Here is a 22,789-nt window from a genome sequence, read left to right on the forward strand (position 1 = left end):
GCTGATTACTTCTTGATGTCGGCCTGCGCCAGCACGGTCAGGTCCTCTGCGGCCAGCAGGTCGCGCAGCGCTTCCAGCGCCGCCACGCCACAGGCCGTGTCCTGCTCGCCGTTGCCGCCGGACAGGCCCACGCCGCCAATCACTTCGCCATTGACGACGATCGGATAGCCGCCCACGAACACGGCGAACTTGCCGTCGAAGCTCCACTGGATGCCGAATGCCTCGTTGCCGGGCAGTGCCGGGCCGTTGGGCGGCGTGTTGAACAGGTGCGTCGAACGCTTGTGGCCAGCGGCCGTGAAGGCCTTGTTCCAGGCGATCTGCGGCCCGGTGATGCGGGCGCCGTCCATGCGTTCGAGCAGCAGCGGATAGCCGCCGTCGTCAACGATGCAGATCGATTCCAGCACGCCGATTTCCTCGGCCTTGCGGATGGCGGCCGCCACCATGTGGCGGGCTTCCTTCAACTCGAGCTTGATGGCTTTCTTCATGTTTGTAATTCCTCCAATCCTTTAGATGCCCTGGTAGACGGTCTTGATCTGCGTATAGAACTCAAGGCCCGCGCGTCCCGATTCGCGGAACGTTGAGGTGCTCGATCGCTTGAGGCCGCCAAACGGCGCGTTGACCAGGTTGCCCGTGGTGGTGCGGTTGATCTTGACCGTGCCCGATTCGATATCGCGCGTGAAGTCGTGCATGTAGCGCGGATTGCGCGTGGCGATGGCGGCGGACAGCCCGTACTCGGTGTCGTTGGCGCGCGCGATGGCATCGGCGTAGTTATCGACTTCGATGATCGCCAGCACCGGCCCGAAGATCTCCTCGCGCGCAATGCGCATCGACTGGGTCACATCGGTGAACACGGTCGGCGCCACGTAGTAGCCATGCGCGAACTCGCCGTCGGTGAGTTGTTCGCCGCCGCACAGCAGCGTGGCTTCCTGCTTGCCGATGGCGAAATAGCCAAGCACTGTTTCCAGCTGCTTGCGCGTGGCCAGCGGGCCAAGGTCCATGCCTGCGGCCATGCCGCTGCCGATCTTCAGCGCCTTGACCTTGGCTACAAGCTTTTCGGTGAACGCCTGCTTCACTTCGCGCATCACCAGGATGCGGCTGGTGCCCGTGCAGGCCTGGCCCGACAGCGACAACCCGCCCTTGATCGCCAGGTCCACGGCGCGATCGAGATCGGCGTCTTCCATGACAATCAGCGGATTCTTGCCGCCAAGCTCCATCTGCGTGCGCGTGGTCATCGGCACGGATTTGTGAATCTGCTCGCCTGCGGAGGTCGATCCTGTGAACGAGACGGCCCGGACCACGCGCGATTCGCAGATCGTTGGTCCCACCTCGGCGGCGCTGCCGGTGATGAAGTTCAGCACGCCCTTCGGAATGCCGGCTTTCACGAACGCCTCGGCCAGCCGAAAGCCCGACAGCGGCGCGTCCGACGAAGGCTTGAACACCACCGTGTTGCCCGTGATCAGCGCCGGCGCGATCTTGCGTGCGGGGATCGACACCGGGAAGTTCCACGGAGAGATCACCGTCACCACGCCCAGCGGCTCACGCAGGCTGTAGACGAGCATGTCGGGATCGTCGTTCGGATAGCTTTCGCCGCTGAACGTCTGCCCTTCCACGGCGTAGAAGCGCAGCGTCTGCGCCGAGCGCATCACTTCGTCGCGCGCCAGGTTCAGCGCCTTGCCTTCCTCGCGCGTGAGTTCGGCGGCGATGGCGTCGGCGTTGGCTTCAAGGTGCGCGGCGGCGTCGTTGAGGATCTTCGCGCGCTTGCCAATCGGCGTCTTCTTCCAGCCGTCGAATGCGGCGGCAGCAGCGGCCACGGCAGCAGCGGCGTCACGCGCATCGGAAGCGGCATGGCGGCTGACGATGTCGCGCGTATCGGCGGGGTTGACGTTGTCGACAGTGCGGCCGCTGGCGCTGTCGCACCATTCGCCGTCGATGTAGTTGCGGTACGTCTCGGTCATCTTGCGGGGGCCTTGAACTGGGATCGAAACACCGGACGCACCTGGGGCGCGTCCGGGGTGTACAACACGCGCAACTCAGGCCGCGGCCTGAGCCTTCACGTCGACGTAGTCGTAGTACAGCGCGGTCGTGTACAGCAGACGCATCTGCGCGCCGATCTCGCAGATCTTCAGGCAGCGCTGCTGCAGCTCGGGCGTGTTCGCGTGTTCCAGCACGATCTGGTAGCCGCGCTCGCCGTGGATTTCATCGGAGACGATATGGAGATCGAAGAACTCGACTTCCTCGTCGGTAAAGCCATACTTTTCGCGCAGCGTCGGCGTCTGCTTGCGATAGATCGACGGCACCTGCGATTCCAGGCCCACCACCAGGCCAGCCACGGCCACCACCGGGTCTTCACGCATCGCCACGGCATAGCACCAGCTCTGCAGGCCACGCGTGGTCGGCGACATGTTGTCGGGGCTCACCACACGCTCGCGCGTGGTGCCGCATGCTTCGGCAAAGCGGATCAGCAGATCGGTATGGCGGTCGCCGCCAATCTCTTCCTCATACATGTTGGCCAGCAGGAAGTCCTTGGCCTCGGTCATGTGGTCGGGCGTGCGGGCGTAGATGTAGCCGAGATAGTCCGCAAACGGGCCGACGTAGTGATAGTGGTTCTCGGCCCAGCGCGCCAGGTGCTCGCGGCTCAGCTCGCCGCTGGCCCAGGCCTTGCTGAAGGGGGCCTGGTTGGCGCTCTTGCCCTTGATTGCATTCTCGAGTGCGGTGCGGAATTCTTCGCGGTTCATCAGTTCGGCCATTTGGGGCTCCTGTCTTGACGAGGTCGGTTGGGGTTGGACCACCGCGGCTCGCTGAGCGGGTCGCGGCGTATTCGGGTTTGTATACTTTCTACAACGAAGTTGCGGCGAGAAAAATGCCGCGCGCGGCGGCAGGTACATCGGGTTCGTTTCAGGCGGCGGCAGCTTGTGCGGCGGTCACGCGTTGATAGGCAATGCCGGCCAGCGCGACATCCTCGAGCCCCACGCCAACCGACTTGTAGATCACGATGTCGTCGGCGTGCTTGCGCACGGGGCGGGTGTCGAGCAGTACGTCGGCCAGTTCCACGATCTTGTCGTCGGGCAGCACGGCCTTGTCCGCCAGTACCAGGTCACCGGCTTCACGCAGCGACTGCGGGCGCCACTCGACGACCACGGCCGCAGCGCGAGACAGCGCCACGTCGTCCAGTTCGCGCGTATGCGGCAGGCTCGATCCGATAGCCGCGATGAACGTGCCTGGGTTGACGATGGCCCCTGGAAACAGCGGCGTGGTCGAGCGTGATGCGGTGACGATGATGTCGGCGGCGGCGGCCGCTTCCTCGGCCTGTGCAAACGACACCGGAATGCCGCATTGGGCGGACAGCCGCTCGGCGGCTGCGGCATCGGCGTACGGGGCGCAGATCAGGATGCGTGTGAGCGGCAGCGCTGCCGACAGCTGCAACGCATGCTGCACCCCCTGCGTGCCCGCGCCGAACAGCGCCAGCGTCTGCGCATCGGGGCGCGCCAGCCGCTTGGCGGCCAGCACCGTGCAGGCCGCGGTGCGCAGCCGCGTGATGGCGCCGGCGTCGAACGAGGCCAGCGGGCGTCCGTCAACCGTCGAAAACAGCAGGATGACAAACGAGAACTGACCGGCGATGGTTGTGTACACCTTGGCGCCAGCCACCTGCTGATCGGGAATGACCGCACCCAGCGTCGAGAGCTTCACGCCACCGGCTTCGGTACGAATGCGTTCCTGCATGGCAGCCTGCCCGCGCCCAAAGCTGCGGAAGGCGTCCAGCATCGCGGCCTGCGCGTCGGCGGCCGAGACGTGGCGATCAATCAGTGCGTCTGTGATGTGAAGCATATGGGGGCTTGTTTTGTTATTTCGGTATACAGTCTACACAACGATTTAGAAAACGCTAGCCCCTTGTCGAAGAATCTGCACGCGCGCAACTGGTGCCAAATGCGCTAAAGCCGTGCAGTAGAGCGGGAAAGCGCACCGTCGTGGGTGGTTTCCCTAGGGCCGGCAAGTTTCGCTTGTTCCGACAGTTATTGGAATATAGTATACAACACAGCAGTGACCACAAGAAATCATTACCGCCCCCACAAGGGCCTCCATCACCGGGGAGCCTCATGCATCAAACCGTAGAGATCGGCCTGGCACATTGGGTGTATTTGCTAGGCGTGGCAGTGATCGTGTTGACCATGATCCTTAGAGCCAACGTTGTCGTGCCCTCCATCGTCGGCACATTCCTCGTGATACTGGCCATTACCGGCAGTCCAATCACGGCGCTGGGCGGGATCTTCTCCGCAAGCCTGGTCGCGGCCAAGGAACTGTTCAATATCTTCCTGGTGATCGCCTTCATGACGGCGCTGCTCAATGCGCTGAAGACATTGCGATCCGACATCCGCATGGTCGAGCCGTTTCGCGTGGTGATGAAGAACGGGCATAGCGCCTACTTCATCCTGGCAGGCATCACCTATGTGATTTCGCTGTTCTTCTGGCCGACGCCGGCCGTACCGCTGGTATCCGCCATCCTGCTGCCCGCCGCGATCGCCGCCGGGCTGCCGCCGCTGGCGGGTGCCATGGCCATTGCGATTGCCGGGCAGGGCATGGCGCTGTCGTCTGACTACGTGATCGGCGTGGCGCCGGGCATCAGCGCCAAGGCCGCCGGTGCGGCGGTCAGCGCGGCAGTGGTGGCGGATCGCGCGCTGATCTTGTCGATCATCACGGGCGCTATCGCGCTGACCCTGGCATACCTGTCGATGCGCCGCCATATCGTGCCCGCAAGCGGCGCGCTGCTGGACCGCTGGCAGTCGCGCGCCACGGGTGTCGATACGGCCGTGGAAGCCACTGGCACCTTCGACAAGGCCGAGATCGCACGCGGCACGTCGCACGAAGAACCGCTGGACACCGACGCCAACATCGAACGCAGTCTGGCGATGGTGGCGCAGCGCCGCATCAAGTGGTCGAAGTTCTTCGCCGTGCTGACGCCGCTGGCCTTCGCCTGTGTGGTGACATTGATGGTGCTGCCGAAGATCTCCTCGGGCATGGTCGACCTCAAGGGCGGCGCCGCCGCCGCGCTGGTGGGCGGCGTAGCGGCCGTGCTGATGATGCTGGCGACGCTGGCCGCAGAAGGTCCGCGCAAGATGCTCGACACCTGCCCGGAGCACATCACCGACGGTTTCGTCTTCGCGTTCAAGGCGATGGGCTCGGTGCTGCCGATCGCCGGCTTCTTCTTCGTCGGCGCGGGCGAGACCGCCGCGCAGATCCTTGGCGTCGACACAGGCCGCGCGCCAAGCCTGCTGTTCGAACTGATCCAGGCCTATCAGCACATGATCCCGGACAACCACGTGCTGGTGGCGTTCGGCGTGCTGCTGGTCGGCATGATTACCGGGATCGACGGGTCGGGGTTCGCCGGCCTGCCGCTGACCGGCACGCTGGCTGGTGCGCTGGGCCCGGTAGTTGGCTTCGATTCGGCCACGCTGGCCGCGGTTGGCCAGATGGGTGCGGTGTGGACGGGCGGCGGCACGCTGATTGCGTGGTCGTCCCTGATCGCCGTGGCCGGGTTTGCGCGCGTGCCGGTGCTTGATGCCGTGCGTGCGCTGCTGCTGCCCGTGCTGGCCGGGCTGACCGTTTCCACCATCTGCGCGATGCTGATCTGGCACTGAGCGCACGGCGGACATCCTTACTGATTGCAGAAGAAAGCAGAGCTATGCCGAAAGTTGTCTTTCACAAGAACGGCCAGGTCTTCGTGGACGAGGTGAAGCCCGAGACCAACCTCGTGGTCCGCGCGGGTATCAAGCAGTTTCCGTATCCGAACCTGCGCTACGAATGCGGCATGGGCAAATGCTCGAAGTGTGCGTGCCGCGTGCTGGCCGGTGCCGAACATCTGCCGCCACCTAACTGGAAGGAGAAGAAGCAGCTAGGTGAACGGCTTGACCAGGGCTTCCGGCTGGCGTGCCAGATCTGGCTCACGCATGACATCGAGCTGGAACAGCAAGAACTGGCCGCCTGACCCATCACCGTTCCCATGACCGTTCCCATGTACGTGATCCTGACCAGCAAGAAGGGCCAGTTCCGCACCGAAGCCGTACCGGGCGTGGACCCCGTGGAAACGTGGGAGTACCTGTTCTACGGGCGCTGCACGGCCACGTTCGTGATTGCCGAGCTGCCGGACGCGCCGGATGCGCAGAAGGCGCTGAAGGTGCGCGTCATCGACGAGGCCGGCGGCGCCGACGCCGAGATCGTCAACCACGTGCCAACCAAATTCCTCGAGCGATTCGACACGCTCGACGCTGCCCGCACCGCGCTGCAATCGCTGGCGCATTTTGGCAGCATGGACCTCTCCTTAAGGAAGCAATGATGCAGGCCGACACCGCCGAAAGTGCCGCCGTGACCGAAATCGACACCGCACCCAAGGCCCGAACCATCGAGATCACGTTCTTGACGAACGGCGACAAGACCGTCAACGCGCCGGAGAACAGCAACCTGCTGCGTGTTTCGCTGCGCGAGCAGGGCGGGATTCCATTCAAATGCGGCGGCGGGATCTGCGGCACGTGCAAGTGCCGCATCGAGCGTGGCCTGGAGCATACCGATGCGGTCAAGCCGAAGGAGCGCAAGCACCTGAACGACGACGACCTGCGCGCCGGCTACCGCATGGCATGCCAGACGTTCGTCAACGGCGATATCGCGGTGTCCTGGTAAGCGTCGGAGCACGCACTCAGGTGCGCAGCCCCACCATCGCCGAGATCTTGTCGGCAGCTTCCAGCAGCGGCGGCAGGAAGCGGTCCAGCATCTCCTGCGCGCTCGTGCGGTTGGCCTGGCCGCTGATGTTCAGCGCGGCAATCACCTGCCCGGCGCGATTGCGGATGGGCGCCGCCAGCGAGACCAGCCCCTCCTCCAGTTCCTGATCGTTCAGTGCCCAGCCGCGTGTGCGGATCTCGGCGATCAGTACCTTCAGCTCATCGATATCGGTCACGGTCCGTTGCGTGCGCGCGCGCCGCTCGGAGGCGCGCAGCACGCGGTCAAGCTCCGTCTGGTCCAGACCCGACATCAGCACCCGCCCCATCGACGAGCAATAAGCCGGCAGCCGGCTGCCAATCGACAGGTTGATCGTCATGATCTTGCGCGCGGGAACGCGCAGCACGTAGACGATATCGGTACCGTCGAGCACGGAGATCGAGCAACTCTCGTGAACCGATTGCGACAATGCCTCCATGATCGGCTCGGCCAGGTTCCAGAATGGCATCGACGTGAGGTAGGCAAAGCCGAGATCGAGAATCTTCGGCGTGAGCCGGAACAGCCGGCCATCATTCTGGACGTACCCAAGCCCCACCAGCGTCAGCAGGATGCGGCGCGCGCCAGCGCGTGTCAGGCCGCTGGCCTGCGCGATCTCCGTCAGCGTCTGCGCCGGATGGCTGGCGTTGAACGCGCGGATGACCGACAGGCCGCGTGCGAAGGACTGCACGTAGCTGTCGCTCGGCTTCTCTGTGGCGCCCGCTGCGGGCGCACGGGACGTTGCGGAATCGGCTGGATTCGCCATCGATCGGAACACCGGCGCCGACGCGCCGGAATTGGCTCGGAAAGGCCGAAAGGGTAGAGGAAATGTGGCTGCTTTGCCAGTCTGGCACGTCCTGCGGACGCGCGCGTGACAGGCAGCCACGCTGACGAGACATATCTGTCTACCGCATAATGTGCATCCGCACAATGTTCAACAGTCGGTCACAAAAGCAGCGTCAGCAAAGGAAACAGGGTCCGGTGAACGAAACAATCCAGTGGAATGATTGGGAGGCTTTCTGTTGCGTCATCGAGCAGGGCACTTTTACCGCGGCGGCGGCGGCGCTGGATTGCCCCAAGTCGCGCGTTTCGGCCGCAGTGGCCCGCCTGGAAACGGCCATTGGCGCCAAGCTGCTCGAGCGCACCACGCGCCGCATGCGGCTGACCGACGCCGGCGGCGCGGTCTATCGTGACGTCGCGCCGCTGTTTGCGCGGCTGCGTGAGATCCGCCAGGAAACCCTGGCCCGCGAGGAGCGCGTGCAGGGCATGCTGCGCATCGCCACGCCCTATGAATTTGGCGCACAGCAGCTTGGCGGAGTGATCTGCCGTACGCTTGCTGCCCATCCGGCGCTTGATATCACGGTGGAGATTTCCCAGGGACTGGTCGATCCGATCCGCGAGGGTTTCGACATCGCTTTTGTCACGGTAGACGCCGACCTGCCCGATTCGGGCACCATCGCCCGCCGCATCTGGAATGTGGAGCGCGGTCTGGTGGCGGCGCCATCGCTGGCCGCCAGCCTGTCTGCGCAGATGCAGCCCGAAGACCTCTCGAACATGCCGACGCTTGCCACGCCGGGCGCCTCGGTTTGGGAGTTTTCCCGGAACGGGCAGCGTATCGCGGTGCCGATCCGGCCGCGCATGCAGACTTATAACGCCGAACTGCGCATGCAGGCCGCGTTGGCGGGACTCGGGATTGCGCGTGTGCCGATGACGGCGGCGGAGGCGGAAATCGCGCAGGGCAGGCTGGTGCGGGTGATGCCCGACTTTCCGTTGCCACCACTGCGGGTGTTTGCGTTACTGCCCGATCGTCGACTGCAGCCGCGCAAGGTGCGCGCGTTCATGGAGGCTATCGAGTCGATGATGGGGGAGGATCTCGACGATCCCGGGCAGTAAGGGCCGGAAGCCAAACGATTCTGGCGTCGTTGCTTGCGCTGGCAGGCGCAGGCCATGACGGCTTCACTTCATTTTGCTGGCGGCCCCAACTTGCGCTGTGTACTGCTGACTACTGCTGACGGGGCAGGGGGAGCGCCCCGTCGAACTTGCCTGGATCAGGCTGGCGAGGCTCAGGCGCCTTCGCTGTAGACGTCGCGCTTTTCGGTGATGGTGCGGGCGCCTTCGGTGTAGACGTCACGCTTTTCGGTGACGCTGCGTGCACCTTCGGTGTACACATCGCGCTTTTCCGTCACGCTGCGGGCGCCGTCCAGGTACGGATCAACCTTGCGGCCGATGCTGCCGTCCAGGCGAGCCAGGTCGGAAATCGGCTGCGAAGCCTGCGCGGCGGTAGCGCCGATCGACAGGCCGATAGCGCAGAGCAGGGAGAGTGCGAGGGGGGTCTTCATGATTGTGCTGTCCTACTTTTTGGCAGAGATCGCGGGTGGTTCCGCGGTGGCTGTAATGTAGGCTTCAGCACGCACAGGAAAAAGGGAGAATCAGCGACAGACTGTCCAATGCTTTGGACAATAAGGGTTTTCCCTAGGGAGTCTTTCTGTGCTAGGGTGGCGTCCCGCCACCGCGCTGGGCGGGGTCCCAAGGGGGACCCCAAGCGAGTCCCCTTGCCCCATCGCTCGCGTCAGATGCTGCCCCGGCTGACGCTGGCAATCACCATCAGCAGGATCTGGGCAATCACGAACAGGATCAGCGGCGAGATGTCGAACCCGCCCAGGCGCGGCAGCACGCGCTGGATCGGGCGCAGCAGCGGGGCGGTCAGGTGCCAGATCGGCCCGGCCATCGGGGATTGGGGATTCACCCACGACAGCACCGCCATCAGCAGCGTCACCCACATCACCATGCTGATGCCCCACTTGAGCATACTGAGTACGCCCAGCGCGAGGATCAGCGGCAGGAAGCCCAGCGGGTCGGCCCCGAGTACCGCGGCCCGGCACAGCAGGAACACCACGGCCGTCAGGTATGCCGCGATGACGGTAGCCCAGTCGATCCCGCCAAGCCCCGGAATGACGCGGCGCAGCGGCCGGATGATCCAGTCGGTCACCTGAAACACGCCCTGCGACACAGGATTGCGCGAGGGCAGGCGGGTCAATTGCATCCACAGGCGCAGCAGCAGCGCCATGCCAAAGAGCGTAAAGACGGTATCAAGCAGGAACAGGGCGATTTCCGTGAACATCGGTCGGATTTCCGTTGGCGGTTATAGGGTGTCGGCAACCGCACAGATTCTGCCATACAGCGCCGGCCTCCAATGCGTCGAAATGCAGCCAGCCGCCCAATGCGCGCCGGCGCACGGGGGCGGCGCAGTCGCACCTCATATAATGGGCGGCCGGTCTCCCATTGTTTTTGCTGATCCGACATCCATGCCACGCAAGTCTGCCCAGGCCAAGGCCACCGACGAATCCGCCGTGCTGAGCAAGCATGACTTCGAAGCGCTTTCCGATTTTCGCTACCAGTTGCGCCGCTTCCTGCGGTTTTCCGAGGAAGCCGCGCATGCCGAGGGCGTGACCGTCCAGCAGTACCTGCTGATGCTGCATATCCGCGGATGTCCGGACAAGAACTGGGCGTCCGTGGGCGAACTGGCCGAACGCCTCCAGGCCAAGCAGCACGGGGTGGTGGCGCTGGTCAACCGCTGCGAGGCAGCCGGGCTGGTCAGCCGCAAGGTCAACCCGGACGACCGGCGCGTGGTGCAGATCCACCTGCTGGCCAAGGGCGAGCGCTGCCTGAACCGGCTGGCGGCCCTGCATCGCGCGGAGCTGGAATCGCTGCGCAATACGTTCCGCGTGACGCGCATTACCGCTTACAACGACGACGGCGCGGAGCGCTTCTGAGCCACGCACTGAGCCACGCACCGAGCCACGCACCGAGCGACACCCTTGGTCGATCCCGGCGCGCCGTTACAGCCGGTTACCCATCACAATCTCCGGTGACACCTGCCATCAGGCCGTGGCACTAGACTCCCGCGCAATATCAATACGCGCATCGGCGCAGGAGTCTCCATCATGTCTTTCCCGTTCCGTTCGGTTGTGTTGGTCGCGCTTGCCGCGAGCGCACTGGCTGGCTGTGCCGCGCCGTATGGCTATGCCGCCGATGGCTACGGAACGGGCTACGGCGGCAGCTACGGCTCAACCGGCTACGGCTCCACCGGCTATGGCTCCCCTGGCTACGGCTCCGGCGGCACGCAGATCAGCGGCGGTTACCCGGCCTACCCGCAACAACCGGCCTACCCGCAACAGCAGACCTACCAGCAGCAGACCTACCAGCAGCCGTCCTATCCGCAGCAGAACGGCTACGACCAGTACGCCTACCCGTCGCAGCCGTCGGCGCCCCAGCCGCAGGCCGGCTACGACAGCAGCTATGGCAATGGAAATGGCTATGGCGACCCCAATGCGATGCGCTATGGCTGGGTCGAATCGATCGAGCAGGTAGGCGGCCAGCCGGCCGACACGAGCGGCGCGGGCGCCGTGATCGGTGGTGTGGTGGGCGGCCTGCTCGGTCACCAGGTGGGCGGCGGACGCGGCAACACGGTGGCCACGATTGGCGGCGCGGTGGCAGGCGCCCTGGCTGGCAACGAGGTGGAGAAGCGTTCCGGCACCACGCCACCGGCCTTCCGCGTGCGCGTGCGTACCAACGACAACGCCTATGTGACGCTGACGCAAAGCAGCCCGTACAACCTGCGTACGGGCGATCGCGTCAGGATTCAAAACGGCGTTGCCATGCCTTACTAGAAGCAGCTTCCTGAGGGCCGAACGCCCGGTGCGCTCTGCCGTTACGACAGTGCGTTGGCCAGGAATGTCAGCGCGCGTCCGTGGGCCAGCGCCGCCGAGCGCTGGTGATACGAGCCACGGGCCCAGCAGTTGAAGCCGTGGTCGGCCTGGTCGTAGACGAAGACTTCCACGCCACGCTTGCCGGCCACCGCCTGGCGCACCTTTTCCACATCCTCGGGCTTGATGTGCGCATCGAGCGCGCCGTAGTGGAACTGCACCGGCACGTTGATCGCGGCGGCCTCGTGGAGATTGTTCTGGATGCCGCCGCCGTAGTACGGCACCGCCGCGTCCACCATGCCGCGCGCCGCGGCCATGTATGACAGCAGGCCGCCAAAGCAGTAGCCCACTGCGGCCACCTTTCCGCCAGCGCCAATTTCGGCGCGCAGCGCCGTAGCGGTTGCGCCGATATCGGCCACCGCTTCCTCCAGGTTCACCGCCTGGCGCAGCTTCATGGCCTCTTCCCAATCCTTGCCCGAGTAGCCAAGTTCCACGCGCGGCGCCTTGCGCCAGAACAGGTCGGGCGCCAGCACCACGTAGCCATCGGAAGCGTACTGGTCGGCAACGGAGCGGACGTGTTCGTTGACGCCAAAGATTTCCTGGATCAGCACGATCCCCGGATTGCCCGGCTGCTTGCCGGCGGGCGGCAGGCTCAGGTAGGCGTCGAAGCTGCCATCGGGGGTGTCGATGCGAATCCAGCGGCTATTGATGGTCATGATGGGAAACTCCAATGGGTGAATCCAGCGGGTGAAGAGTCAGCCCGCAAGTTTGCCACCGGCCCGGTAATCGTGCAGCGGACGGGTCGGCACTCACCCGACAAAAAAATGCCGGCATCCGTGCGAGGACGGATGCCGGCATCGGGCTGCAATCGACCTGGGTCCAGACCTGCGTCTCGACCGGCATGGCCAGCCCGCGCTTACCAGCGCATTTGAACGTTCTTTTCGCCAGGGGCCAGCGTGGTCTGCTTGGACATGCCTTCATAGGTCGCCACGACCTTGTACGAGGCACGCGGCCCCCTGATCAGGCAGCGCGGGCCGGTGGCATTGAACTCGGCCACTTGCTGGCCGTTACGCATCAGCTTGACGTCCACGTCGGCCAGGTATTCACCCCGGCCGCCCTGCGTGAACAGCAGGCCCATATCGTAGTTGCGGGCCTCGCTGCGCATTTCGGCCTGCTCGTCCGCGGCAACCCCGCCGCAGACATAGGTGATCGGCCCCGACGTCGAGCTCGTGATGTCCGCGCGTGCCGACATCGCGGCACCCAGCGACACCACAGCGACGCCAACCGCGCACCAGCTGCGCGCACGACGGCGCATTGCAATCTGTTCTGTTTTCATCGCTTCCTCCTGCCAGGTAGACGGATGCGATGACGATGAAGGAGACACGTGCTGAAGTTACGCACTCCGGGGCCCGAGCTGGCGGCCCGTCGCGCATCCGAGGTTACTCGTTTCAAGTACACACTTGGGCGCACGATGGTTATGTCAGCGTTTGGCTGATCCTGATGCCGGACAGCGCCGAACGGGTTTGGGGGAGTGCAGGCGCGTGCCTATGATGAAGGGATACCAAGAAGCCGCGCAGCCACATTGCACGCTTACTGCACGCCTTTTCGTCACACAGCGCTCACAGGAGACGGATCATGTCGAATCACACCTACAAGCTGGTCGAGATCGTCGGCTCTTCCGCGGATGGCACGGATACAGCCATTCGCAATGCACTGGCGAAGGCGTCGGAGTCCATCAAGAACATCGACTGGTTCGAGGTCGTGGAAACGCGTGGCCATGTGCAGGACGGCAAGGTCGCGCACTTCCAGGTGACGCTGAAGATCGGCTTCAGGGTGAACTGAAGGGGGCAGGGTGAATTGAAGGGGCGGTGCCCCCCTTCACCCGCATGGGCAACGCCGCAGCTGATGGCCGCCGCCGAGGCGCGCCCGGACGCGGCCGATCTGGTTGCCGGCTCGCAGGCGATGCAGGACCTGTTCGAACAGGTCAACACATTCGCCAACTTCGACAGCAACGTGATGCTCCATGGGGCAACAGGCGCGGGCAAGGAGCGTGGCCCGTTAGTGGCGGTCAACTGCGGCGCAATCCCGGAAGGCCTGTTCGAGTCGCAGTTCCTCGGGCACGCCAAGGGCGCGTTCACCGGCGCGATGTTCGCCCATCGCAGCTTCTTCGAGCAGGCCACTGGGGCACGCTCTTCCTCGATGAAATTGCCGACCTGCCGCTGTTCCAGCAGGTCAAGCTGCTGCGCGTGGCGGGGGAGAACGCGGTGATCGAACTGCGCCTGCCACGCCTTGAGGATCGCGCGGTGGGGTACTGGCGAAGGTCTGCTGGACGGTATCATGCGTGACCGCACGGCTTGTGCCGTGCTTCCAGCGCCACCCGCGCCGAAGGACCCGAATTGCGTTTTCTCCACACCGCCGACTGGCATCTTGGCCGGCTCTTCCATGCCCGCAGCCTGATCGAGGATCAGGCTCATGTGCTCGACCAGTTCGTGGCGCTTGTGCGCGACGTGCGCCCTGACGCCGTGCTGATTGCCGGTGACGTCTATGACCGCGCAGTGCCGCCGCCAGAGGCCGTGGCGTTGCTCGACGACGTGCTCGCGCGCATCGTGGTTGACGCGGGCGTGCCGGTGGTGATGATCGCGGGCAACCATGACAGCGCACAACGGCTGGGCTTTGGCGCCCGTCTGCTTTCGGCGCGCGGCCTGCACGTGGCGGGGCGCACGGGTCCCGAGGCTTCCTGCGTGACGCTGCATGATGCGCACGGCGAGGTGCGCATCTATGCGCTGCCCTATGCCGAACCGGCGGCGGTGCGTGATGCGCTCGGCGCCGACCTGCCAACGCACGATGCCGCGCTTGGTGCGCAGCTAGATGCAATACGCGCCACACATCCGGCCGGCGTGCGCGCGGTGGCGGTGGCCCATGCGTTCGTGGTGGGTGGCGCGGTCAGCGAATCGGAGCGCCCGCTGACGGTGGGCGGCAGCGGCGCGGTGGCGGCCGGGCTGTTCCACGGGTTCGACTTCGTTGCGCTGGGCCATCTGCATCGGCCGCAAACCATTGGCGAACGCGTTCACTATTCGGGCTCGCTGCTCAAGTATTCGCTGTCAGAGGCCGAACACCACAAGACGGTATCGCTGATCGACATCGATGCCGACGGCGGCATCCGGATCGAGGCGATTCCGCTGCAGCCGCTGCGTGACCTGCGCATCCTGACGGGTCCGCTGGCGCAACTGATGGAAGCCGGTGCCGCCGATGCGCGCCGCGACGACTACGTCTATGCGGTGCTGACCGATACCGGCGCGCTGCTGGACCCGATGGCGCGGCTGCGCCAGGTCTATCCAAATGCGCTGGCGATCGAGCGTGCGGTGCTGGCGCGCAGTGGCCAGGCTGGGGAGGCTGGCCGCAGGCTGCGCGAACTGGATACGGGCAGTCTGTTTGCAAACTTCTTCCGCGAGGTAGCTGACGCGGATCTTGACGGCGACCAGCGCCGTGCGCTTGACGATCTGCTGGCCGGCATGGGGGCATCTGAAAGGGAGTCGGCATGAAACCGCTTTACCTGAAGCTGCAAGCCTTCGGCCCATTCGCCGCCACGGAGACCATCGATTTCACGCGGCTCGGCGATCAGGCGTTCTTCCTGATCCACGGGCCCACGGGCGCGGGAAAGACCACGCTGCTCGATGCCATCTGCTTTGCGCTCTATGGCGATACATCGGGCGGCGAGCGCAGCCCGCAGGACATGCGCAGCGCCAATGCCGATGCGGTCCTGCGCACCGAAGTCACGCTGGAGTTCGCGCTCGGCGCGATGCGGTATCGCGTCACGCGCTCTCCCACGCAGGATCGGCCAAGCCAGCGCGCCGCGGGCGGCCTGGTCAAGGAGACCGCCAAGGCGCAGCTCGATGTATTCGTTGACGACGCGTGGAAGAGCCATGCGAGCCAGCCGGGCCGCGTGACGGATGCCGTGCGCGACCTGCTCGGCTTCGACAGCGCGCAGTTCCGGCAGGTCATCGTGCTGCCGCAAGGGCGTTTCCGCGAGTTGCTGACGGCGGATTCCAAAGCGCGGCAGGGCATTCTGGAGCGGCTGTTCCACACCGAGTTGTATCGCCGCGTGGAGGAACTGCTCAAGGAACAGGCTGCGGGCATTCGCCGCGAGGCCGACGAAATCGTGCTGCGGCGCAAGACGCTGCTCGATCAGTACCAGTTGCCTTCGGAGCAGGCGCTGGGCGAACGTGTGGCGGCGCATCAGGAGACACTGGGCGAGTTGCAGCGGCGTGAAACCGTGGCGCGTGCGGGCAGCGAAGCCGCACACGCTTCGTTGCGCAAGGGCGAGCTGGAGAGTACGCAGATCAAGGCATGGCACGAGGCCGAGGGCGCCTACGCCGTGCTGTCCGCGCGCATCCCGGCCATCGACACCGACCGTACACGCCTGGCGGCCGCACGGCGCGCGGCACAGGTGGCGCCGCATGCCCAGCTTCTGGACGCCGCCCGGCAGGATCATGCGGCAGCGCACGCCGCGCGTGCCACGGCCGAGACGCGGATGGCAGGCGCACGGCAGGCGGCAGACACTGCGGCGGCCGCGCTGCGCGCGGAACTGGCGCGTGGTGATGCACGGCTGGCCGCGCAACGCGCCGTGACGGAACTTGAGACCATGTTGCCGCAGGCGCGCAGGCTTGGCGTGCTGCGTAACGCCGTGGCACAGGCGGCCACCGCTCAGGCCACCGCGCAGGCAGCCTTCGTCGCGAAGTCAGAGGCACGCGCTACGGCGCTGGAGACGCTCAGGAAACTGGAAGCCGAGCTTGAGCTTGCCCGCCGCGACGGCGTGAACGTGCAGGCGTTGCAGCTTCAACTTGCCCATGCGCGTGAGCGAGCCGCGCGGACGGCGCGTTACCGGCAGCTACAAGCAGAGCTCGGGCCGCTGCGCGAGGCGCTGTCCTTGGCCGAGGCAAACGCGCAGCAAACCACGCAGGTGCGCGATGCCGCGCGTGCCGCGATGCGCCAGGCGGAATCGGACTGGCGTTTTGGTCAGGCGGCACGTCTTGCTGCCGGCCTGAAGCGAGGCGATCCGTGCCCCGTTTGCGGGGGCAAGGACCATCCGGCACTGGCCCAGCAGGTGCTGGCGCTGGTGACCGATGACGATCTCGATGCCAGCCGTGCAGCGCTGCAGCAGGCGGAAGAGAAGCTGGCCGATGTGCTGGCCTTGCGTCAGCAGGCCGAAGCAAAGGTCACGCAGTGGCAGGCACGTCTGGCGGACCTGGAGGGCGGTGCTGGCGATGTGTCCGATGCCGGCGTACAGGCACTCGACGCGCAGATCGCCACGCTGACGGCGGGCGTCGCGCAGGCCGAAGCCGCGGCAACGCGCGCGGCCCAACTGTCGACGCAGGCCACACAGGCGCGCCAGACGCTGGAGGCCGCTGAAGCTGCCGTGCAGGCAGCAGATGCGTCGGCGCGTACCGCCGTGCATGAGCATGCCCGTCTCGATGGCGAATGGCAGGCTAACAGCGCGCAGGTGCCGGAGGCATCGCGCGATCCTGATGTCATCGCCGCATCGCTGGAAGGCGCGAAGCGTGAGGCCGGCGCGCTGGAGGCCGCGTTGCAGGCTGCCCAGGGTGCCGAGCGCGACGCCGTGACGCGGCTGGCCGGCGCGGATGCGGCGGCAACCGCCGCGCGCGATGCCGCCGTGCAGGCCGACGCGCGTTTGAGTCAGCGCCAAGCTGCCTTTGGCGATGCGCTGGCCGTGGCAGGCTTTGCGCAGGCCGACGACTATCGCGCCGCATGGCTGGACGATCCGGCCACGCGTGCGCTCGACGATGCCGTGCGCGCGTTCGATGTGGATCTGGCGCGCGCTGCCGAATGGCGCCAGCGCACGGCGGAAATCGCAAAGGCGCTGCAGGCGCCCGATCTTCCGGCATTGCTGGCAGCGCGCGATGCGGCGGCCGTGCAGCTTGAAGCAGCGATCCGCCAGCGCAGCGAAGTGGCCGCGGCGCGCGATGCGCTGTTGCAATGCCAGGGGCTGCTCGATTCGCTGGCGGCAGAAGGGCGCGACGTGGAAACGCGGTACGCAGTGCTCGGCCGCCTTTCGGAAGTGGCCAACGGCAACAATCCGCGCCGCATGACGTTCCAGCGCTTCGTGCTGGCCACGCTGCTCGATGAAGTGCTGGAAGCCGCGTCGCTGCGGCTGCTGCGGATGAGCCGTGGCCGCTACGCGTTGCAGCGCGTGCGCGAGCAGGGCGATCAACGCATGGCCGGCGGGCTGGATCTGGAAGTGTTCGATCACGATACCGGCACCACGCGGCCCGCCAACACGCTGTCCGGCGGCGAGGGCTTCCTCGCCTCGCTGTCGCTGGCATTGGGGCTGGCTGACGTGGTGCAGTCCCGCGCGGGCGGCATCCAGCTGGACACGCTGTTCGTCGACGAAGGCTTTGGCACGCTCGACCCCGAGAGCCTCGATTTCGCGATTCGCACGCTGCTGGATCTCCAGCAGGCGGGCCGGCTGGTCGGCATCATCTCGCACGTGACCGAACTGCGCGAACGGATCGACGTGCGGCTTGAGGTCCGGCCCGGCGTGGCCGGCAGCCAGGCGGTGTTGCGGCTGCCGTGAGTGCATGAAGGTCTGAGGGTCTGAGAGCCTGAAGGCCGGCGCGTTCCGCGGAGCGCGCCCGTGACCGGATGCCACTTGGGAGTTACCCCGAATCGCGCGGCGATGATGGCATGCCTAGAATATTCGGCAAGCACTTAATTGAGAGTGCTATCCACAACGAATATTGGGAGGTGTCGTGCGTTTCCATCGTCGTCCTGAATCTGTTCGTGCCCTGGTAGCCGCCGTGATGTTGGCGTGCAGCGCCGGGGCCCTCGCCCAGAGCCTTCCCGCCAGCAAGGCGCCGCCTGCCACGCTTACGCCCGAGCAGCAGCGCTTCCATGACATCTACAAGGAACTGATCGAGATAAACACTTCACACTCGGTCGGAGACAGCACGCGGGCGGCGCGCGCGATGGAGAAGCGCCTGCTCGATGCGGGCTTCTCCGCTGCCGATATCCAGGTGTTCGAACCGTTTCCGCGCAAGGGCAATCTGGTGCTGCGCTTCAAGGGCACCGGCGCGAAGCAGCCGATCCTGCTACTTGCGCATATCGACGTGGTGGAAGCCAGGCGCGAGGACTGGAAGACCGATCCGTTCCAGCTGCAGGAGACCAACGGATATTTCACCGCGCGCGGCTCGATCGACGACAAGGCGATGGCTTCGTCCTTCGTCTCGGTGTTGGGGCAATTGAAGAAGGAGGGCTTCAAGCCGTCGCGCGACATCATCCTGGCGCTCACGACCGACGAAGAGCGCGGCGACGTACCCAGTAACGGCGCGTACTGGCTTGTGAACAACAAGCCCGAACTGCTGAAGGCCGAGTTCGGCATCAACGAGGGCGGCGGGGGCGAGTTGCGCGATGGCAAGCCCGTGCTGCACCGCGTCCAGGTGGCTGAGAAGATGTACACGACCTACGAGCTGGAAGTGCGCGACGTGGGCGGCCACAGCTCGATCCCGACCGGCACCAACCCGGTCTATGCGCTATCCGCGGCGCTGAACCGGCTTGGCGCCTATCAGTTTCCCGTCAGGCTGGCGGACGTGACGCAGACCTACTTCGCACGCAGCGCGCCGCTGGCGAAGGGCCAACTCGCGGACGACATGCGAGAGGTCGGAACGGGCCACCCGAGCCAGGCGGCCATCGATCGCCTGTCTGCCATCCCGTTCTACAACGCGCAGTTGCGCACGACCTGCGTGGCAACGATGGTCAACGCCGGTCATGCCGAGAACGCGCTGCCGCAGTCGGCCAAGGCAATCGTCAACTGCCGCATCCTTCCGCATGACGACCCGGCGGATATCGACCGCCAGCTCAAGCAGGTCATCGGCTCCGACAAGATCAGCGTGCGCTACGTCAACAAGCCGCTGCACAGTCCGGCTTCTCCGCTCGACGGCGAACTGGTGAAGACTGTCGATGCGCTCACGCAGCAGATGTGGGGTGTGCCAGTGATTCCCGCCATGAGCACGGGTGCGACCGACAGCCGCTTCATGCGTAATGCCGGTATCCGGATGTATGGCGTGTCGGGCCTGTTCACCGAGCCGTCGGATATGCGCGCGCATGGCCTGGACGAGCGCATTGAAGTTGCTCGCCTGTACGATGGCCGCGAGTTTCTCTACCGTCTGGTGAAGCAGCTGGCGGAGTAGCCAGCGCGGCGGCATATTGGCAGCACCGGCGGGCAGCGGCTGTGGGAGCCTGCAAAGCCTCCGCCCGCCGGACCGCGTGCCATCTGCCCCTGGCGCCACCTGCGTCCTGACTCGCGTCCTGACTCGCTTCCTGACTCGCTTCCCGGCGGCAGGCTGTCCGATTATCGCCCGCGACGTGGGGCCTCGCCTTGACCCTGTTTTGGCGGCAGGTGTAACCTTTGTTCATTCTGCGAATTGAGGTTCGTATAGCGAACTAACCTGCGTGCAGGCGAACTTTAACAGCAGTTCGCTGCACATCGCAGCAAGAAGCCGCAAAGACGGCTGACAAGACAACTGCAAGATTGTTGGACCCTGTCCTTGCCTGCCACCGCGCGCACCGCGGGGCATGCGACGGGACGCCCGTCCAGCACTGCCGGAGACAGCTTTGCGTGCCGCCCTCTTTGCGGCCGGTCCCGGCAAGTTGCCGGACCTTTCCATACTGGAACGCAAGTGATCAACAAGCTATATGACTCGGTGGAAGCGGCGGTGGCCGGCATCCACGATGGCGCCACGATCCTGATCGGCGGTTTCGGCCTGGCCGGCATGCCGGCGGAGCTGATCGACGCGCTGATTGCCCAGGGCGCGCGCGACCTGACCATCGTCAACAACAACGCCGGCAATGGCGACACGGGCCTGGCGGCGCTGCTCAAGGCCAAGCGTGTGCGCAAGATCATTTGCTCGTTCCCGCGTCAGGCAGATTCCTACGTGTTCGACGCGCTGTACCACGCCGGCGAGATCGAACTCGAACTCGTGCCGCAGGGCAACCTGGCCGAGCGCATTCGTGCGGCCGGTGCCGGTATCGGCGGCTTCTTCACGCGTACGGCCTACGGCACGCCGCTGGCCGAAGGCAAGGAAACGCGCATTATCGACGGCCAGGGCTACGTGTTCGAAAAGCCGATCCATGCGGACTTCGCGCTGATCAAGGCCGATACCGCAGACCGTTGGGGTAACCTCATCTATCGCAAGACCGCGCGCAACTTTGGCCCGATCATGGCCATGGCCGCCAAGTGCGCGATCGTGCAGGTCAGCAACATCGTCGAACTGGGCGAAATGAATCCCGAGCACATCGTAACGCCGGGCCTGTTCGTCAAGCGTGTGGTCAAGGTTGGCGCCTCGGCTGCCAAGGCCGCCTGAGCATAGGAGATACAGATGCAACGCCTGACCCGCGATCAGATGGCCGCCCGCGTGGCCAAAGACATTCCGGACGGTGCCGTGGTGAACCTCGGCATCGGCCTGCCCACCCTGGTTGGCAACCACCTGCCGGCCGACAAGGAAATCCTGCTCCACAGCGAAAACGGCCTGCTCGGCATGGGCCCCGCCCCGGCGGCCGGTGAAGAGGATGGCGACCTGATCAACGCCGGCAAGCAGCCGGTGACGATCAAGGCCGGCGGCTCGTACTTTCACCATGCCGATTCGTTCGCGATGATGCGCGGCGGCCATCTCGACTTCTGCGTGCTCGGCGCGTTCCAGGTTTCCCAGCGCGGCGACCTGGCCAACTGGCACACCGGTGCACCGGGCGCCATCCCCGCCGTGGGCGGTGCGATGGACCTGGCCATCGGCGCCAAGCAGGTGTTCGTGATGATGGAGCACCTGACCAAGCAGGGCGAAAGCAAGGTCGTGCCCGAGTGCACGTATCCGCTGACCGGCATCGGCTGCGTCACGCGTATCTACACGGACCTGGCCACCATCGACGTGACGCCGGACGGCCTGGTCGCCCGCGACCTCGTGGAAGGCCTGTCGTTTGAAGAACTGCAGCGCCTGACCGGCGTGCCCCTGAAGCAGGCCGTAGCCGCCTGATCCACCACCTAGACGAGCGAGACAGAACATGAGCGACGCATTCATCGTTGACGCCATCCGTACCCCCATCGGCCGTTACGGCGGCAGCCTGTCCGGCGTGCGCGCGGACGACCTGGGCGCGGTGCCCCTGAAGGCCCTGATGGCGCGCAACGCCGGCCTGGACTGGTCGGCCATTGACGACGTGATCTACGGCAACGCCAACCAGGCTGGCGAAGACAACCGCAACGTGGCACGCATGTCGGCGCTGCTGGCCGGTCTGCCGGAAGCTGTTCCGGGCGCCACGATCAACCGCCTGTGCGGCTCGGGCATGGATGCCACGGGCACCGCCGCGCGTGCGATCAAGTCCGGCGAGGCCAACCTGATGATCTCCGGTGGCGTGGAAAGCATGAGCCGCGCGCCGTTCGTGATGGGCAAGGCAACCTCGGCGTTCTCGCGCGATGCGCAGATCTTCGACACCACGATCGGCTGGCGCTTCATCAACCCGGCGATGCGTGCCGCCTATGGCGTGGACTCGATGCCCGAGACCGCCGAGAACGTGGCCACCGACTACAAGATCAGCCGCGAAGACCAGGACCTGATGGCGCTGCGCAGCCAGGAGAAGGCATCGCGCGCACAGGCAGACGGTACGCTGGCGCAGGAAATCACCGCAGTCACGATCCCGCAGAAGAAGGGCGATCCGATCGTCGTCGAGCGTGACGAGCACCCGCGCGCCACCAGCATGGAAGCACTGGCCAAGCTTCGCGGCGTGGTGCGCCCGGACGGCACGGTGACCGCGGGTAACGCATCGGGCGTGAACGACGGCGCGTGCGCACTGCTGCTGGCCAGTGAAGCCGGCCTCAAGCAGCACGGCCTGAAGCCGCGTGCGCGCATCGTCGGCATGGCAACGGCCGGCGTGGCACCGCGTGTGATGGGCATCGGCCCGGCACCTGCCACGCAGAAGCTGATGAAGCAACTGGGCATGTCGCTGGACCAGATCGATGTGATCGAACTGAACGAAGCGTTCGCCGCGCAAGGCCTGGCCGTGCTGCGCCAGCTTGGCATCGCCGATGACGACAAGCGCGTGAACCCGAACGGCGGCGCAATCGCGCTGGGCCACCCGCTCGGCATGAGCGGCGCGCGCCTGGTAACCACTGCGCTGTACCAGCTGGAGCGCACCGGTGGCCGCTTCGCGCTGTGCACGATGTGCATCGGCGTGGGCCAGGGCATCGCAATGGTGATCGAACGGGTTTGATGGTTCGAAGCTGAGTGCGGCTGATATGCGCTCCCCTCTCCCATGCAATGGGAGAGGGGTGGGGGAGAGGG

At 65.6% G+C, this 22,789-nt stretch carries 23 protein-coding genes and 1 pseudogene; 15 read left to right on the plus strand and 9 right to left on the minus strand.

Annotated elements, in window-relative coordinates; genetic code table 11:
* Nucleotides 1–5: 5 nt before the first annotated feature.
* The 4 genes from B552_RS0114505 to B552_RS0114520 all read right to left on the minus strand — a co-directional run bounded on the left by B552_RS0114505 (nucleotide 6) and on the right by B552_RS0114520 (nucleotide 3,825).
* Nucleotides 6–485, minus strand: a complete 480-nt coding sequence (locus tag B552_RS0114505) for a heme-binding protein (RefSeq protein WP_008646896.1) — start codon at nucleotides 483–485, stop codon at nucleotides 6–8.
* Between the two features lie 21 nt (nucleotides 486–506).
* Nucleotides 507–1,955 (minus strand): aldehyde dehydrogenase family protein, encoded by a 1,449-nt coding sequence (locus tag B552_RS0114510; RefSeq protein WP_019449754.1) that lies wholly within the window; start codon nucleotides 1,953–1,955, stop codon nucleotides 507–509.
* A 75-nt stretch (nucleotides 1,956–2,030) separates the two neighbouring features.
* Complete coding sequence (locus B552_RS0114515; protein WP_019449755.1) at nucleotides 2,031–2,747, minus strand: iron-containing redox enzyme family protein; 717 nt, start codon at nucleotides 2,745–2,747, stop codon at nucleotides 2,031–2,033.
* 148 nt (nucleotides 2,748–2,895) lie between these two features.
* The gene (locus B552_RS0114520; protein ID WP_019449756.1) at nucleotides 2,896–3,825 is read right to left on the minus strand and encodes an ornithine cyclodeaminase family protein; all 930 of its coding nucleotides are present in this window, start codon (nucleotides 3,823–3,825) and stop codon (nucleotides 2,896–2,898) included.
* A gap of 269 nt (nucleotides 3,826–4,094) precedes the next feature.
* Here B552_RS0114520 and B552_RS0114525 point away from each other — a divergent pair, with 269 nt between their 5' ends.
* The 4 genes from B552_RS0114525 (at nucleotide 4,095) to B552_RS0114540 (ending at nucleotide 6,669) form a co-directional block, all read left to right on the plus strand.
* Nucleotides 4,095–5,633 (plus strand): hypothetical protein, encoded by a 1,539-nt coding sequence (locus B552_RS0114525; protein WP_019449757.1) that lies wholly within the window; start codon nucleotides 4,095–4,097, stop codon nucleotides 5,631–5,633.
* A 44-nt stretch (nucleotides 5,634–5,677) separates the two neighbouring features.
* The gene (locus B552_RS0114530) at nucleotides 5,678–5,980 is read left to right on the plus strand and encodes a 2Fe-2S iron-sulfur cluster-binding protein (protein ID WP_019449758.1); all 303 of its coding nucleotides are present in this window, start codon (nucleotides 5,678–5,680) and stop codon (nucleotides 5,978–5,980) included.
* Between the two features lie 15 nt (nucleotides 5,981–5,995).
* Nucleotides 5,996–6,328, plus strand: coding sequence for a hypothetical protein (locus B552_RS0114535; protein WP_019449759.1), 333 nt, complete (start codon nucleotides 5,996–5,998; stop codon nucleotides 6,326–6,328).
* A gap of 65 nt (nucleotides 6,329–6,393) precedes the next feature.
* The gene (locus B552_RS0114540; protein ID WP_085958781.1) at nucleotides 6,394–6,669 is read left to right on the plus strand and encodes a 2Fe-2S iron-sulfur cluster binding domain-containing protein; all 276 of its coding nucleotides are present in this window, start codon (nucleotides 6,394–6,396) and stop codon (nucleotides 6,667–6,669) included.
* 16 nt (nucleotides 6,670–6,685) lie between these two features.
* On the opposite strand, the gene B552_RS0114545 is transcribed toward B552_RS0114540, so the two are convergent.
* Complete coding sequence (locus tag B552_RS0114545) at nucleotides 6,686–7,507, minus strand: IclR family transcriptional regulator (RefSeq protein WP_019449761.1); 822 nt, start codon at nucleotides 7,505–7,507, stop codon at nucleotides 6,686–6,688.
* Nucleotides 7,508–7,722: 215 nt separating this feature from the next.
* On the opposite strand from B552_RS0114545, the gene B552_RS0114550 reads away from it, so the two are divergent.
* Nucleotides 7,723–8,634: a LysR family transcriptional regulator gene (locus B552_RS0114550; RefSeq protein WP_019449762.1), complete on the plus strand. Its 912-nt coding sequence runs from the start codon at nucleotides 7,723–7,725 to the stop codon at nucleotides 8,632–8,634.
* 170 nt (nucleotides 8,635–8,804) lie between these two features.
* On the opposite strand, the gene B552_RS0114555 is transcribed toward B552_RS0114550, so the two are convergent.
* Both B552_RS0114555 and B552_RS0114560 read right to left on the minus strand, forming a co-directional pair.
* On the minus strand, nucleotides 8,805–9,080 hold the full coding sequence (locus B552_RS0114555) for a hypothetical protein (RefSeq protein WP_019449763.1): 276 nt from the start codon (nucleotides 9,078–9,080) through the stop codon (nucleotides 8,805–8,807).
* Nucleotides 9,081–9,310: 230 nt separating this feature from the next.
* Entirely contained in the window at nucleotides 9,311–9,862 is a 552-nt protein-coding gene (locus B552_RS0114560; RefSeq protein WP_019449764.1) for a YggT family protein, read from the minus strand.
* A gap of 184 nt (nucleotides 9,863–10,046) precedes the next feature.
* Between B552_RS0114560 and B552_RS0114565 the strand changes: the two genes are divergently transcribed.
* Nucleotides 10,047–10,514, plus strand: coding sequence for a MarR family winged helix-turn-helix transcriptional regulator (locus B552_RS0114565; protein ID WP_019449765.1), 468 nt, complete (start codon nucleotides 10,047–10,049; stop codon nucleotides 10,512–10,514).
* A gap of 171 nt (nucleotides 10,515–10,685) precedes the next feature.
* Complete coding sequence (locus B552_RS0114570; RefSeq protein ID WP_019449766.1) at nucleotides 10,686–11,411, plus strand: glycine zipper 2TM domain-containing protein; 726 nt, start codon at nucleotides 10,686–10,688, stop codon at nucleotides 11,409–11,411.
* A 41-nt stretch (nucleotides 11,412–11,452) separates the two neighbouring features.
* Here the strand turns inward: B552_RS0114570 and B552_RS0114575 are convergent, their stop codons facing one another.
* Nucleotides 11,453–12,163: a dienelactone hydrolase family protein gene (locus B552_RS0114575; protein WP_019449767.1), complete on the minus strand. Its 711-nt coding sequence runs from the start codon at nucleotides 12,161–12,163 to the stop codon at nucleotides 11,453–11,455.
* Nucleotides 12,164–12,363: 200 nt separating this feature from the next.
* Nucleotides 12,364–12,783 carry a hypothetical protein gene (locus B552_RS0114580; RefSeq protein WP_019449768.1) on the minus strand — a complete coding sequence of 140 codons (420 nt, stop codon included), beginning with the start codon at nucleotides 12,781–12,783 and terminating at the stop codon, nucleotides 12,364–12,366.
* A 299-nt stretch (nucleotides 12,784–13,082) separates the two neighbouring features.
* Between B552_RS0114580 and B552_RS0114585 the strand changes: the two genes are divergently transcribed.
* From B552_RS0114585 to pcaF, 8 genes and pseudogenes are all read left to right on the plus strand, one after another.
* Nucleotides 13,083–13,289 (plus strand): dodecin, encoded by a 207-nt coding sequence (locus tag B552_RS0114585; RefSeq protein ID WP_019449769.1) that lies wholly within the window; start codon nucleotides 13,083–13,085, stop codon nucleotides 13,287–13,289.
* Between the two features lie 87 nt (nucleotides 13,290–13,376).
* Nucleotides 13,377–13,714, plus strand: a pseudogene (locus B552_RS0114590) (sigma 54-interacting transcriptional regulator); the annotation flags it as partial.
* Nucleotides 13,715–13,843: 129 nt separating this feature from the next.
* Nucleotides 13,844–14,989 carry an exonuclease SbcCD subunit D gene (locus tag B552_RS0114595; RefSeq protein WP_019449770.1) on the plus strand — a complete coding sequence of 382 codons (1,146 nt, stop codon included), beginning with the start codon at nucleotides 13,844–13,846 and terminating at the stop codon, nucleotides 14,987–14,989.
* On the plus strand, nucleotides 14,986–18,039 hold the full coding sequence (locus B552_RS0114600) for an SMC family ATPase (protein ID WP_019449771.1): 3,054 nt from the start codon (nucleotides 14,986–14,988) through the stop codon (nucleotides 18,037–18,039). The genes B552_RS0114595 and B552_RS0114600 overlap by 4 nt, the downstream gene beginning before the upstream one ends.
* A gap of 175 nt (nucleotides 18,040–18,214) precedes the next feature.
* Entirely contained in the window at nucleotides 18,215–19,651 is a 1,437-nt protein-coding gene (locus B552_RS0114605; RefSeq protein WP_026035669.1) for a M20/M25/M40 family metallo-hydrolase, read from the plus strand.
* Nucleotides 19,652–20,140: 489 nt separating this feature from the next.
* A complete protein-coding gene (locus tag B552_RS0114610; protein WP_019449773.1) occupies nucleotides 20,141–20,824 on the plus strand; it encodes a 3-oxoacid CoA-transferase subunit A in 684 nt (227 codons plus the stop codon).
* Between the two features lie 15 nt (nucleotides 20,825–20,839).
* Nucleotides 20,840–21,487 (plus strand): 3-oxoacid CoA-transferase subunit B, encoded by a 648-nt coding sequence (locus tag B552_RS0114615; protein WP_019449774.1) that lies wholly within the window; start codon nucleotides 20,840–20,842, stop codon nucleotides 21,485–21,487.
* A 28-nt stretch (nucleotides 21,488–21,515) separates the two neighbouring features.
* Nucleotides 21,516–22,718, plus strand: a complete 1,203-nt coding sequence (gene pcaF, locus B552_RS0114620; protein WP_019449775.1) for a 3-oxoadipyl-CoA thiolase — start codon at nucleotides 21,516–21,518, stop codon at nucleotides 22,716–22,718.
* Nucleotides 22,719–22,789: the final 71 nt, after the last annotated feature.

The organism is Cupriavidus sp. BIS7 (assembly GCF_000292345.1).
Classification (GTDB): domain Bacteria; phylum Pseudomonadota; class Gammaproteobacteria; order Burkholderiales; family Burkholderiaceae; genus Cupriavidus.

Coding starts and splice junctions, on each gene's coding strand:
- B552_RS0114505 (WP_008646896.1), bottom strand. CDS start 485: ATGAAGAAAGCCATCAAGCTCGAGTTGAAGGAAGCCCGCCACATGGTG.
- B552_RS0114510 (WP_019449754.1), bottom strand. CDS start 1,955: ATGACCGAGACGTACCGCAACTACATCGACGGCGAATGGTGCGACAGC.
- B552_RS0114515 (WP_019449755.1), bottom strand. CDS start 2,747: ATGGCCGAACTGATGAACCGCGAAGAATTCCGCACCGCACTCGAGAAT.
- B552_RS0114520 (WP_019449756.1), bottom strand. CDS start 3,825: ATGCTTCACATCACAGACGCACTGATTGATCGCCACGTCTCGGCCGCC.
- B552_RS0114525 (WP_019449757.1), top strand. CDS start 4,095: ATGCATCAAACCGTAGAGATCGGCCTGGCACATTGGGTGTATTTGCTA.
- B552_RS0114530 (WP_019449758.1), top strand. CDS start 5,678: ATGCCGAAAGTTGTCTTTCACAAGAACGGCCAGGTCTTCGTGGACGAG.
- B552_RS0114535 (WP_019449759.1), top strand. CDS start 5,996: ATGACCGTTCCCATGTACGTGATCCTGACCAGCAAGAAGGGCCAGTTC.
- B552_RS0114545 (WP_019449761.1), bottom strand. CDS start 7,507: ATGGCGAATCCAGCCGATTCCGCAACGTCCCGTGCGCCCGCAGCGGGC.
- B552_RS0114555 (WP_019449763.1), bottom strand. CDS start 9,080: ATGAAGACCCCCCTCGCACTCTCCCTGCTCTGCGCTATCGGCCTGTCG.
- B552_RS0114560 (WP_019449764.1), bottom strand. CDS start 9,862: ATGTTCACGGAAATCGCCCTGTTCCTGCTTGATACCGTCTTTACGCTC.
- B552_RS0114565 (WP_019449765.1), top strand. CDS start 10,047: ATGCCACGCAAGTCTGCCCAGGCCAAGGCCACCGACGAATCCGCCGTG.
- B552_RS0114570 (WP_019449766.1), top strand. CDS start 10,686: ATGTCTTTCCCGTTCCGTTCGGTTGTGTTGGTCGCGCTTGCCGCGAGC.
- B552_RS0114575 (WP_019449767.1), bottom strand. CDS start 12,163: ATGACCATCAATAGCCGCTGGATTCGCATCGACACCCCCGATGGCAGC.
- B552_RS0114580 (WP_019449768.1), bottom strand. CDS start 12,783: ATGAAAACAGAACAGATTGCAATGCGCCGTCGTGCGCGCAGCTGGTGC.
- B552_RS0114585 (WP_019449769.1), top strand. CDS start 13,083: ATGTCGAATCACACCTACAAGCTGGTCGAGATCGTCGGCTCTTCCGCG.
- B552_RS0114600 (WP_019449771.1), top strand. CDS start 14,986: ATGAAACCGCTTTACCTGAAGCTGCAAGCCTTCGGCCCATTCGCCGCC.
- B552_RS0114615 (WP_019449774.1), top strand. CDS start 20,840: ATGCAACGCCTGACCCGCGATCAGATGGCCGCCCGCGTGGCCAAAGAC.
- pcaF (WP_019449775.1), top strand. CDS start 21,516: ATGAGCGACGCATTCATCGTTGACGCCATCCGTACCCCCATCGGCCGT.